The organism is Paludisphaera sp. (genome assembly GCF_037189885.1).
GTDB lineage: Bacteria > Planctomycetota > Planctomycetia > Isosphaerales > Isosphaeraceae > Paludisphaera.
The window spans coordinates 1-12,681 of sequence record NZ_JBBCIR010000105.1 but is presented as its reverse complement, the minus strand read 5'-3'; the positions used below and the strand labels follow the sequence as shown (position 1 = coordinate 12,681).

The 12,681-nt window shown below is 71.0% G+C and carries 8 protein-coding genes; 4 read left to right on the top strand and 4 right to left on the bottom strand.

Annotation, left to right across the window (positions count from 1 at the left end; genetic code table 11):
• Positions 1-65: 65 nt before the first annotated feature.
• Both WG209_RS23585 and WG209_RS23580 read right to left on the bottom strand, forming a co-directional pair.
• Entirely contained in the window at positions 66-1,535 is a 1,470-nt protein-coding gene (locus WG209_RS23585) for a hypothetical protein (protein ID WP_337177559.1), read from the bottom strand.
• Between the two features lie 128 nt (positions 1,536-1,663).
• Positions 1,664-2,998 (bottom strand): glucuronate isomerase, encoded by a 1,335-nt coding sequence (locus tag WG209_RS23580; RefSeq protein WP_337177558.1) that lies wholly within the window; start codon positions 2,996-2,998, stop codon positions 1,664-1,666.
• A 132-nt stretch (positions 2,999-3,130) separates the two neighbouring features.
• Here WG209_RS23580 and WG209_RS23575 point away from each other — a divergent pair, with 132 nt between their 5' ends.
• Positions 3,131-3,874, top strand: coding sequence for a phosphopantothenoylcysteine decarboxylase (locus tag WG209_RS23575; RefSeq protein ID WP_337177557.1), 744 nt, complete (start codon positions 3,131-3,133; stop codon positions 3,872-3,874).
• A gap of 115 nt (positions 3,875-3,989) precedes the next feature.
• On the top strand, positions 3,990-6,527 hold the full coding sequence (locus WG209_RS23570) for an EAL domain-containing protein (protein ID WP_337177556.1): 2,538 nt from the start codon (positions 3,990-3,992) through the stop codon (positions 6,525-6,527).
• Positions 6,528-6,539: 12 nt separating this feature from the next.
• On the opposite strand, the gene WG209_RS23565 is transcribed toward WG209_RS23570, so the two are convergent.
• Positions 6,540-9,170 (bottom strand): amino acid permease, encoded by a 2,631-nt coding sequence (locus WG209_RS23565; protein ID WP_337177555.1) that lies wholly within the window; start codon positions 9,168-9,170, stop codon positions 6,540-6,542.
• 245 nt (positions 9,171-9,415) lie between these two features.
• On the opposite strand from WG209_RS23565, the gene WG209_RS23560 reads away from it, so the two are divergent.
• Positions 9,416-9,937 (top strand): heme-binding protein, encoded by a 522-nt coding sequence (locus WG209_RS23560; RefSeq protein WP_337177554.1) that lies wholly within the window; start codon positions 9,416-9,418, stop codon positions 9,935-9,937.
• A 71-nt stretch (positions 9,938-10,008) separates the two neighbouring features.
• On the opposite strand, the gene WG209_RS23555 is transcribed toward WG209_RS23560, so the two are convergent.
• A complete protein-coding gene (locus tag WG209_RS23555) occupies positions 10,009-11,406 on the bottom strand; it encodes a mercuric reductase (protein ID WP_337177553.1) in 1,398 nt (465 codons plus the stop codon).
• A gap of 83 nt (positions 11,407-11,489) precedes the next feature.
• Between WG209_RS23555 and WG209_RS23550 the strand changes: the two genes are divergently transcribed.
• Positions 11,490-12,467, top strand: a complete 978-nt coding sequence (locus WG209_RS23550; protein ID WP_337177552.1) for a HEAT repeat domain-containing protein — start codon at positions 11,490-11,492, stop codon at positions 12,465-12,467.
• Positions 12,468-12,681 lie beyond the last annotated feature (214 nt).

Below are 12,681 nucleotides of genomic sequence, written 5' to 3'. Positions count from 1 at the left end.
CCAATCGATTCGAAAAGCCGAGGCCCCCGCGGGGATGGTCCCGACGGGGGCCTGGGGGCCGGGCGTCAGTCGACGAGGGGGCCGGAGGAGAATTCGCGGCCCTGGAACTCGCGGGCGCGAGCCTCGGAGATGGCGCGGAGCAGGCCGTTGTTGAGGCGGCGATAGAGGGTCGAGCGATACTCGGCCGGGACGTCGCGGTCGATCCACTCGCGGGCCTCGTCGGGCATCCGGCGGACGCCCAGCGACTCGGCGATGGCGCCCATGGCGACGAACCGCTCGGCCTCGGACGGGTAGAGCACCAGGCAGGCGCGGGAATCCTCGAACCGGCCGGTGGAGATCAGGCTGTCGACCAGGATGCCCACCAGGACGCCCCGGAGGCCGCGCTGCTGCACCGAGGCGACGGCCTGGGCGGCGAGCGAGTAGCTGCGGGTGGCGTCCTCGTCGCGGCCCTTGCGGGCCTGGAACTCGCCGACCAGGACCAGGGCGCGGGCGCGGGCCTCGGCGTTCCTGATGAGGTTGGCCAGCTCGGTGGCCCGCCCGTACTGCCCGGACTCGCCGGCGGAGACCGCCAAACGCTCCTTGGCGCGGTTGCGCCAGACCGGCCGCTCGATCTGGTCGGAAAGCGAGGCTCCCTCCACCAGGATGTCGTCGGCCTGCTCGGCGTAGGCGGCGCGGTCTTCCTCGCTGACCTCCGGGCCCCGGGGATCGGACGAGGGGGCGGCGTAGTCCGAGGCGATCACGGCGCTGCCGACGGCCATGTTCTGGACGGCCCGCTCCATGTACTCGCTGCGGTAGGTCGGGTTGCGGATCTGGCCGGCCATGTGCGCGGCGCGACGCCACTGCAGGCGTGCCGTCCGGATGGCGAGCCGGCCGTCGAGTCGGGACATGGCCCTGGACTCGGCCTCGTCGGGGAAGAGGCGCACCTGGGGCTTGCCCTCGCGGAGCAGCGCGTCGGAGAGCAGGCCGGAGACGGTGACGATGGAGATGATGAGCTGATCGTGGATCAGGTCGTTCGTCTCCTGGGTCGCGGCGGTGGACGCCTCCTGCACGGCGCGGTGGGCCAGGACGAACTGATTGTTGAGGATCGACCCCCGGGCGATCTGGAGCATGATCCGCCCGCGCTCGCCGGGCTCGGAGATGAGGCCGGCGGTGTCGATCATCTCGGGAGTGATCCGCAAGCCGCCGGGGAGCGGCGAGGGGCGGCCGGACTCGTTCAGCATGAGGAACGGGGCGATGCCGGGGTCGTCCGGGAAGCGGACGTTGATCCCGGGGCCCGGCGTGGCCGGCGTCCCCTCGACGGGCTCGGCGGGCGGTCCGGAAGGGTCGGCCTGGCCGCGGCCGTCGGGCGAGCCGAGCGGGACGCTGGGGCGGTAGTCCTGCACCGAGGACGCGCCCGTCCCGGTCCCCGCCCCGCTCCCCGTCGAGAGGCCGGCGGCGTCCTGGGCGAGCGCCCCGGAGGGCGATAGCGCCCCCGACGTCGCCGCGAGGGCGATCAGGGGCGCCAGGTATCGGATCATCGGGTGTGCGGGCCGCATGGGTGTGTATCCTCAAGTCCGATCGGCGGGGGGGCCGACGAGAAGGGTCGTCACTTCCGCCCGGCGGAGCTTCGACGCCGCCGGCGCGCGGCCGACGTCCTCAAGGATGCACCGCGTTCCCCCTCCGGTCAAATCGCGGCGGGCCCACCTTGAGCCCGTTTCGGGAAGATCCGTCTCGGGTTGTCGACGAGGACGAGTTTAGCGACCTCGAGCGCGCGCTCGGCCGTCCAGCCCCGCATGCTCATGCCCTCCTCGGCGAGCGTCTCGGCGAGGACGCGGCGGTACATCTCGAACTTGGGCAGGATGAATTCCAGCTTGTAGGCGTCGGAATAGTATCCCAGGAGCTTGACCTTGGGGACGGCCTGGAGCCGCGCCTTCAGGTCGGCCGCGATGAACGCCGGGATGTTCGAGTACCACCAGTGCCCCATCGGCAGGACGTTGGGGAAGATCCAGGAGTACGCCACCAGCTCGGCCCCGGCGTCCGGGGATAGGGTGGAGACGGGGAACGTCACCCCCGCGAAGTGGTTGAACAGTTCGCGATACTCATAAAGGCTGACGCGGCGGTCGAACAGGTCGCGGCCCCCGGCGACCCCGGCGGGGTAGACGTTCCGGACCGGGCCGATCATCAGGTCGAAGGGGAGCCCGAAGTCGGCGCAGCATTCGGCCAGGGTCCAGAAGACGGTGGCGCGGATCTCGTCGTGCTCGTCGGGCCGGAGGTCCAGGCCGCGGATCGCCCGCCGCAGCGGCGTGACCGCGCGCTTGGGGGCGGCGCGTCGCGGGGCGAAGTCGGGGGGGAGGCTGATGGCGCAGGCGCGCGCCCCACGGGCGACGAACCGCTCGAACAGCTTGACGATCGCCTCGCGCAGGCCCTCGCCGTCGCCGACGTCCACGCCGGTCGCGGCCTTGAGGCGCTCGATCGTCCGGGGCTCGTGCAGCTTCAGGACCAGGTCGTCGGTGCGCAGGCAGGGGATGTAGCGGTCGACGTCCCATCCCTCGAGCGGGTCGTCGAACTCGTTGGTGAGGAAGACGGCCTCCAGGTTGGAGGTCTTCCAGACGGACTCGTCCCAGGCGGCGGCGTCGGAATCGCGGTCGCGCAGGGCGCGGTCGTACAGGTCGCCGATCTCCTCCGGGCCGATTCGGTCGCCCTGGAAGCCGTGGAACGTCCGGGCGATCTCGATCAGCCAGGAGTACTGGACGGTGTTGTCCAGGGTGGAGAGCCGTCGGGCGAGGTTCTCGGCGCGGGCGCGGGGCGGGAGATCCGGGGCGACGTCGTCGGCGGGCATGCCGGCGGAATGGGCCAGCTCCGTGTAATAATGGTATCCTAGGACTTCGTCGAGGTCGCGCGCCGCCGGCCGATGGGGGTCGATGTGCGAGTGCGGGTCGAAGATCGGCCAGCGACGCATCTCCTCCAGCAGTTCGCGGCCGGGTTGGGAGACGCGGGCGGAGGGGCTGTCGGGGCTCATGGCGGCCTTGCTCGGGATGTTTCGGGCGGGGGCGGACGGGCGCCGGCCCGCCTCGGGATCGTTAACGGCGAGCGTAGCCGGGGCCGGGCCGGTCGTAAAGGGTCGGGGCGTCGCGCGGGGGGCCGGTTCGTCATGAAGGTGGTCGTGACCGGCGGCGGGACCTCCGCCCCCATCGACGACGTGCGCGTCATCACCAACGTCTCGACCGGGCGGACGGCCGCGGCGATCGCCGAGGCCTGCCTGGACCGAGGCGACGAGGTCTGGCACGTCCACGCCCCCCATGCCGAGCCCCCCCTGCTCCGCCACGCCCGCGTCGACCTCGACGCCGACCCGGACGCCGAGCGCGCGCGGATCGACGCCCTGCGCCGGCTCTGGCTGGAACGCCGCGAGCGGCTCCACCTCCGCCCCCTGAAGGTCGGCACGGTGGCCGAGTACTCCGAGGCGCTTCGGCTGGCCCTGGCCGAGTCCGCGGCCGATCTCGTCTTCCTGCCGATGGCCGTCTCCGACTACGAGCCCGAGCCCCGCGCGGGCAAGATCAGCTCCCGCCTGGACGACTTGACCATCCCGCTGCGCCGGACGCCGAAAGTGATCCGGTCGGTCCGGGATTGGGCGCCCTCGGCCTATCTGGTCGGCTTCAAGCTCCTCTCCGGCGCGCCGACGGCCGAGCTGATCCGCGCGGCGCGGGAGGCCTGCCTCGCCAACCGGGCCGACCTGACCGTCGCGAACGACCTGGAGGACGTCCGGGCCGGCCGCCACGCGCTCCACCTGACGCGCCCCGACCGCGAGGTGGAGACGCTCCCCGCCGGCCCCGACCTGGCCGAGCGGCTGGTCGATCGGGCCCGATTCTGGGCCGGTGAGCGGCGCCATCCCGTTTAGCCGCCGATCATTTGACGTCTTTCCCGCCCGACCTAGGATTGAATCGATGCACCCGCCGAGCGCCGATTGCTCCGGCGGCGTCCGACGTCGCGGTCCCACGGGATGACAAGACGCCATGCCGATTATTCACCAGGTCGCCGCCCGGGCCAGCCTGCCCGACCTGCGCAGAGCGCCCCACTTCGCCATGGAACGAGCCCCGCCGGGGGATTCGCCGACCGACTATCTCCCGGACGTCGCGCGGACGATCCTGGAGAACTCCGCGGCGATCATCTACCTGAAGGATCTCGAAGGAAGGTATCTGTTCGTCAACCATCGTTTCGAGCAGATGCTCCGCGTCACGTCGAGCCAGATCATGGGGGGGACGGACTTCGACGTCCACGCCCCGGAGGTCGCCGAGCGGATCCGGGCCAACGACGCCCTGGTCATCCGCGGGGGGAAGGCCCAGGAGATCGAGGAGACGGTGTTCGTAGGCGGCTCCGACGAGCCCAGCTACTACATCTCGGTGAAGGAGCCGCTCTTCGACGCCGAGGGCCGGCCGATCGCCGTCTGCGGCATCTCCACGGACATGACCCCGTGGAAACGCGCCCAGGAGGCCGCCCGCCTGGGCGAGGAGAGGTATCGATCGCTGGTGGAGGCCACCGCGGCGATCGTCTGGGCCACGCCCCCCGACGGCTCGTCGACGCCGGAGGGGACGGCCCGCTGGCGGGAGTTCACCGGCCAGGGCGAGGAGGAGGCCGAAGGCCTGGGATGGCTGCGGGCGGTCCACCCCGACGATCGGCCGCGCACCGAGCAACAGTGGGTCGCGGCCGTGGCGTGCGGGGGCTCCTTCGAGGTGGAGCACCGCGTCCGTGGTCGCGACGGGGCTTACCGGATCATGAGGGCCCGCGCCGTCCCGGTCCGGGACGTGGACGGCTCGGTCCGCGAGTGGGTCGGGGCGCACGTCGACGTGACGGACCGGGAGGTCGCCGAGCGGGCCTTGCGCGAGAGCCGGCAGCGGCACGAGGCCGCCATGATCGCGTCCGGGACCGGCACCTACCGCTGGGACCTGGCGACCTCGGCGATCGAGTGGGACGACCAGATGCGCGTCCTCTTCGGCGTGGGACCCGACCACGTCCCGTCCTTCGACGACGTGCTCTCGCGGCTTCACCCGGAGGACCGCGAGCGGATGGAAGCGGCGTTGACGCTGGTGGCCAGGGGGGAGGCGTCGGCGGACGGCCAGATGGAGTTCCGCGTCGTGCAGCCCGACGGGTCGATGCGATGGCTCACCGGCAAGGGGAGGATGTATCACGACGCCGAGGGCCGCCCCACCCATATCGTCGGTGGTTGCCACGACGTGACGCCGCTGAAGGAGGCCGAGGCGCGGCTGGCGCACCGCGCCAACCACGACACGCTGACCGGCATGCCCAATCGGGCGCTGCTCCAGGCGACGATGGAGCAGCGAGTGGCCGCCGGCTCGCGCTTCGCGTTCTTGCTCCTCGACCTCGACCGCTTCAAGGAGATCAACGACACCTTCGGCCACGGCCACGGCGACGCCGTGCTGCGCGAGTTGCGTCCCCGCCTGGGGGCGGCCGTCCGCGGCCCGCGGCTGATCGCCCGGCTGGGGGGGGACGAGTTCGGGATACTCCTGGAGGGCGCGGGGCTGCGGGAGGCCGTGGAGGCCGCCAGGTCCATCCTCGCCGACCTGGTGAGCCCGATCCACGTCCGCGGCCACGACCTGGAGGTCGGGGCGAGCGTCGGCGTCGCGCTCTTCCCCGACCAGGGCCGCGACGTCGCCTCGATCATCCGCATGGCGGACGTCGCCATGTACGCCGCGAAGCGTTCCCGATCGGGCTGGGCCATCTATCAGCCCGGGCAGGACCGCGCCTGCGCCCGCAACCTGACCATGGTCGGCGAGCTGCGCCAAGCGATCGAGTCGGACCAGCTCCGGATCAATTACCAGCCGAAGGTGGATCTGAGATCCATGATCGACGCCGGCGTGGAGGCCCTGGTCCGGTGGCAGCACCCCAGGGAGGGGCTGCTGGCGCCCGACGAATTCATCCCGGTCGCCGAGGAGACCGGCCTGGTCCATCCGCTGAGCCTGTGGGTCCTCGACAGGGCGCTTCGCGACCGTCGCGCCTGGGCCGCGCGGGGCGTCGACTCCTCCGTCTCCGTCAACCTCGCCGCCGACAGCCTCCAGGATCCGAGCCTGGACGCGATCATCGCCGACCTGCTCGCCCGCCACGACGCCCCGGCGCGACGGCTGACGATCGAGGTGACGGAGACGGGCATGATGAGGAACCCGACGCGGGCGCGGACGCTGCTGACGCGCCTGCACGACATGGGGGTCCGGATCAGCATCGACGACTTCGGGACCGGGTATTCCTCGCTCGCCTACCTGAAGGAGCTGCCGGTCGACGAGGTGAAGGTGGACCGCTCGTTCGTCAAGGACGCCGCGACCAGCCAGCGCGACGCCTGCATCGTCCGCTCGGTGATCGACCTGGGCCATAACCTCGGCCTGCGAGTCGTGGCCGAGGGGGTGGAGGACGAGGCGACGTTGGAGCTGCTCAGGAGCTGGGGCTGCGACCTGGCCCAGGGGTGGCTCCTGGGCAGGCCGTCCACGGCGGATTCGTACCTCCGGGGCCGGAGGCCGCTCGTACCGGCCCACCGGCCGTGAGCCGCCTCCCGATCAGTGGCCGGTCGGCGCCGGGGCCGGCGGCGGGATCGACTTGGGGGCGAAGCCCAGGATGACGCGGCAGGGGGCGTGCTCGAGGACGTAGCGGGTGTTGGAAGCGAACGCCGAGGTGTCGCCGCGACGATAGACGCCGCGGAGGCTCATGAAGATCGCGTCGAACTTCCCCTCCACCGCCTCGCGGACGATCTCCTCGCCGGCGTCGCCGAAGGACATCTTGAACGTCACCCGACGCCCCAGCTCGCGGGCCCGGTCGGCTCCTCGCTCGATGATCCGACGCCCCTCCGCCTCGGCCCGCACCTCTTCCTCCTCGGCCTCGGAGACGTAGAGGAGCGTCACCTCGACGGCGGGGTCGAGGAAGCTCATGACGGTGTCCAGGAAGTCGGCGCTCAGCGGGCTGCCGTCGTAGGCGAGCAGCAGTCGCTCCACACCGTGCCAGCCGCGCCTCAGGTCGGCCAGGAGCTGGGCCGCCTCGGCCGCCATCGCCCCCGGGCGCGGGATGTGGCCGCCGCCGGCGATGTCGAGCCGGGCGTCGCGGTCCTGGCCGAGCACGCGGATCGTCAGCGGCTCGGGCTTCGACCCGCAGATGTTCAGCCAGTAGAGGGCGACCTGGTCGAGCTGGTCCTCCGGGTTGAACTTGTTCGACATGCCCATGATCAGCTCCTGCGCGCCGATGGTCTTGGCCGTCTGGGCCAGCGCGAACAGGGGCTCGTTGGTCGGGACGATCAGCGGCTTGACCGGCTTGCCGGCGTGCTCCGCCAGGTTGACGACCGCCGTGAGGAGCTGGCGGTCATAGTCGGTGATGGTCGGGTGGTAGTCGCCGCTCCCCTTCGGGAGGACGTTGGCCGTCATGACCACGACGTCGGTGGTCTCCGGGTCGGTCTCGTCGAGGCACTTCTGGAGCATCCCCAGGTTGTACGGCGACCGGATGGCGACCAGCTTGCGGAACGGGTGCGAGAGGGCCAACGCGGACGGCGACAGCCCCTCCGACTCCTCCTCGTTGAACTGCTCAAGGTGCTCGTGGCTGGCGGAGCCCAGGCGCTTCTTGCGCAGGTATTCGCTGACCTGGAAGACGGCGAAGAAGGCCCCGGTGAACAGGATGCCGGAGACGGTGGCGATCTCCTTGGTCAGCAGGTTCGACACCGCGGCGGCCGCCAGGATCAGGAAGATCAGCGTCATCCCGATCGGCACGCGGTAGTCCCGGACCTGGACGTTCAGGGGCACCTCGAACTCGCGCCGGCCCGGCCGCTTGAAGCGGAGGATCAGCATCGAGCCCGACATGAACACGAAGCTCCAGATCACGCCGAAGGCGTAGGCCTCGCCCAGGGTCAAGACGTCGCCCTGGCTCAGGACGATCGTGACGACCTGGAGGATCACCACCAGGTTCAGCAGCCGCGAGGTCGTCCCGTACTTCGGGTGCGGCCTCAGGAACCAATCGGGCAGCACGCCGTCCTCGGAGACCCGATTCAGGATGCCGTTCGACCCCAGGATCGCCGTGTTCACCGCCCCGGAGAGGAGCAGGAAGCCCACCACCACCACCAGCGCGTTGAGGGCCAGCCGGGCCCACTGCGGGCCCGCGACGTGCATCGCCAGGCCGCCGATGAGATTCCCGGAATATTGCGACATCCGCACGTCGTCCGGGATGATCATCACGGCGAGGAAGCTGATGACCGTGGTGAGGGTCAGGCTATACAGGAAGACGACGAGCGCGGCCTTCTTGAAGTTCTTGAGCTTGGGGCTCTCCACCTCGCGGTAGACCTGCGCCAACGTCTCCTCGCCGCTCATCGCCAGGACCGAGTGGCCGAACGCCACCAGCAGCCCGAAGACTCCGATCAGCCCCCACCAGTTCCCCTCGATCGCGTCGGGCCGGAGCTGGGCGGCGACCTCCGTATGGCCGAGGAAGCCCAGGGGGTCGACCTGGCGGCCGAACGGGTCGAGGACGGGCTCGCCCTGAAAGTCGACCTTCCGCGAGAGATCGGGCGCGGTCGGCGGCAACTCCCGCTTGGAGGGATCGAGCGCGATCGTCACGGCGCACCACGTGATGAGGATCACGGCCATGACGGTGGTCGCCCCGAGGATCTTCAGCGCCTGGTCGCTGGACTCGTGGATACCCCTGGTGTTGACCCGCCAGAAGTAGAGCGTCACGCCGATGGCGAGGAGCGAGGAAAGCGCGTTCTGGTGGGCGACGAGAGGACTTTCCGGACCCAGATCCATCAGGTCGGAAAGGAGCCCCATGAGGTAGTGCCCCGCCGTCACGCTGCTGATCGGCCCGACGAGGACGAAGTCGAACAGAAGGGCCGAGACGGCCAGCCCGGCCATTTGCCGGCCCATGGCCTCCTTGACGATCTTGTAGACGCCGCCGCGCACGAACATGGCGCAGCTCTCGACGTATACCGTGGAGACGGCGCCGCTGAGGATCATCACGCCCATGATGAACCAGGGCCCGGCCTTGCCGATCTGCGACTCGACGATGCCGCCGATGTAGTAAGCGGTCCCGGCGAGGTCGCAGAGCACGATCGCGGCGGTGCGCCAGTATGAGATGAACGTGAACATCACGCTCGTGACGACCAGCACCTGGCTCGCGCTCGGCCGGGACGACGGCTTCGCGGAGTGATCTCCGACGGGCATGGGCATGCTTCTCTGTTGTGGGCGGACCTCGGGCCGGGGGGGACGCCCCCCGTGGCGGCCGACGGGCCGCGTCGTCGCGAAATGTCTTGCATCGCGCGCGAGGTCATTGATTACATGCCTCGCCGGTCGGGCCGTCAAGGGGTCGGAAGCCGCGGCGCGCCGCGCTGGCGTCCGCGTCGGCTCGCCGGGTATCGTGGGGGGCGTCGCCGAGGTCCCGAAACACCCCCTCCCATCGAAGGGCCCACATGCTCCGCCGAGTCTTCCTACTGTTCGCGACGGCCCTCGTCGCGGCCCCCGCCCCGGCCCAGGACGCCGGGCCGCCGCTGGTCGAGCGTCAGCGGATCCGCCTCAACCTCGCCGGCGCCGAAACCGTCCTGGACGCGGCGAAGGCCGAGGCCGGGGCGCTCGGGCTGAAGTGCAACATCGCCGTCGTCGACGACGGCGGCCACCTGCTGGCGTTCGCCCGCATGGACGGCGCGCGGCCCGCCAGCGCCTCCACCGCGATGTCCAAGGCCGTCTCGGCGGCGACGTTCCGCCAGGAGTCGGGCCCGCTCCCCGCCGGCGGCGAGCCCGACGTGCTGCTCAGCCTCGGCGTCGAGAACGCCGCCGGCGGCAAGATCACGACCCTGCGGGGGGGCGTCCCCATCGTCGTCGACGGCCAGGTCATCGGCGCCGTCGGCACGGGCGGCGCCACGGGCGAGCAGGACGCGTTGATCGGCAAGGCCGGCGTCCGGGCCCTCCTCGACGCCCTGGAGAAAGGGCGGTGAAACCGGCTCGCGTCCTCCCCACTCGCTGCCGGGGGGGGCGATCGTGAACGCCGATGGCCCGGCGTCGCGTCCTACTCGTCCTCGAAGATCGCGAGCAGGGCGTTCAGCCCCCGGGCGAGGGTCGGGTGGGCGAGCATGTCGTCTCGGAGGCGCTGGAACGGCAGGCCACCCATCATCGCGATCTGCATCATCGACATGATCTCGCCCCCCTCGACGGCCAGCGTCGAGCATCCGAGGATTTGATCCGTCTCGGCGTCGACGATCGCCTTGAGGAGGCCGCGAGCCTCGCCCATCTCGACGGCCCGCGCAACGTCGGTCATCGGCATCCTGGCGACCCGGACGGGTCGGCCCTGGTCGCGCGCCTCCTTCTCGGTCATCCCGACCCGGGCGTACTGCGGGTCGGTGAAGACGGTGAATGGGACCATCCGGCCGGTGGTCGTTCGGCCGGCGTCGCGCAGCAGGTTCTCGCGGAGGATGCGGTTGTCGTTGTGGGCGACGTGCGTGAACTCCGGGCCGCCGTTCACGTCGCCGGCCGCGAACACGCCGGGGACGCTGGTCTCCAGCCGCTCGTTGACCTCGACATATCCGCGTTCGTCGGTCCGAACCCCGGCCGCCCCCAGGTTCAGGCCATCCGTGTTCGGCCGCCTGCCGACCGCGGCGAGCAGGTGAGAGCCCGTCACTTGTCGTTCCCGATCGCCCGAGCGGATCGTCAGGCGGACGCCATCCCCCGAGTCGGCGACGCGCGTGGCCTCGGCGTCCAGGATGATGTCGACGCCCTCCTCGCGGAGAATGTCGGCCAGGGCCTCGGTCATGTCGTCGTCCTCGCTCGACAGCAACTCGCCTCCCCTTTCGATGATCGTCACCCGCGCCCCGAAGCGGCGGAACATCTGGGCGAACTCGACTCCGATGTACCCGCCGCCGAGGACCAGCAAGTGTTCCGGCACCTCCCCGAGCGTTAGCATCCCCGTCGAATCCAGCCAGGGCACGTCGTCCAGGCCGGGGATGTCCGGGATCGCCGGGAGGCCGCCGGTGTCGATCACGACGACATCGCCGCGGAGGAGCCGCGAGCCGCCGTCGTTCAGCGCGACCCGGACCTCGCGAGGGCCGACGAACGATCCCGCGCCGCGGATCAGCTCCAATCCGTCGGCCTCCTCGATCTTCCTGGCGCTACCCGCCCGGAAGGCCTCGACGATCGCCGTGGCGCGGGCGCGGACCTCGTCGAGCCGGACCTCGACCGTCCCGGCATGGACCCCGAACACCCGCGCGCGGCGCGCCTGGTGGGCGACGCGGGCGCTGGCGATCATCGCCTTGGTCGGCGTGCAGCCGACGTTGACGCACGTCCCGCCCATCTCCCCCTTCTCGATCAGGGCCACGCGCCAGCCCGCGCCGGCCAGCGTGCGCGCCAGGGGGTTGTTCGCCTGCCCGGCGCCGAGGAGGATCGCGTCGAACGTTTCCGGCTCGATGGCCATCTCATCTCACTCCCGCGAATGGACTTATCTCCGTAAGATCACGGGAGCGATTATGATGCCGCCGAGTCGGGAGGCCCTCCATCATGGCGAAGCGCGCGACATTCGAGGAGAAGCTGGCGGCGATGCGTCGGCTTCGCGAGCGAGACGAACCGGAACCAGGCGACGTCTCGGCCGTCCGCAAGGCGATCGGCGATCGCTCCAATTTCGTCGTCGCCGCGGCGGCCGAGGTCGCTGGCGCGTGGCGGCTCGGCGAGGCCGCGCCCGACCTGGAGGCCGCATTCCGCCGCTTCATGGTCGACCCCGCGAAGGACGACAAGCTCTGCCGCGCCAAACTGGCCGTCGTCCAGGCGCTGGAGAAGTTGGAGCATCCGGGCGCGGGGATTTTCGAGGCGGCCGCGCGGCACGTCCAGCTCGAAGCCGCCTGGGGCGAACCGGTCGACACCGCGCCGCCGCTCCGCGCCGCGGGGCTGATCGGCCTGACCCGCGTCAACCCGCCGGGGCTCGCGGAGATGCTCGTCGACGCCATGCTCGACCCGGAGCAGGAAGTCCGCTGCACCGCCGCGAGCTGCCTGGGCGCGGTGGGCTCGGACGCCGCGGCGCTGGCGTTGCGGCTCAAGTGCCGCGTCGGCGACGGCAAGCCGGAGGTCGTCTCCGAAGCCCTCCGCGCCCTGCTGACGATCTCGGCCGACGCTCACATGGCGTTCGTCCGCGAGCACCTGGATTCGAGCGACGAATCGACGGCGGAGGCCGCCGCGCTCGCGATGGGGAACGCGCGGCTGCCCCAGGCGCTCGGCCCGCTGCTGGAACGATTCGCCTCGGCCCGGACGTCGACGCTCCGGGATATGATCCTGCTGTCGGTCGCCATGCTGAGGGCGTCGGCCGCGATCGACGCCCTGCTGGACCTCGCGGCGTCCGATTCCGACGCCGACGCCCTGGCCGCGCTCCGGGCGCTGAAGATCCACAAACACGACCCGAGGCTGGTCGAGCGGCTCGCGGAGGCCGTCGCACGCTCCGGGGGCCCAGCGGTCCGAGATCGGCTAGCGCGGGACTTTTCGGGCTGATCGGGGGGCTCCCACGATCTATGATCCCTCGCCCCAAAAGCCGCCCCCGCGTCACGCGGCGAGGCGGTCGGGTTAGGCTCTGTCTGATGGGAAGGCTGCCCGCTATGCTATGCCCTCGCAACAACTTGCGAGGAGATACATGGCGAGACGACACGAACTTACAGACCCGCGGTGGGATCTCATCGCCGACCTCTTCCCGACCTACAGCCGAGGT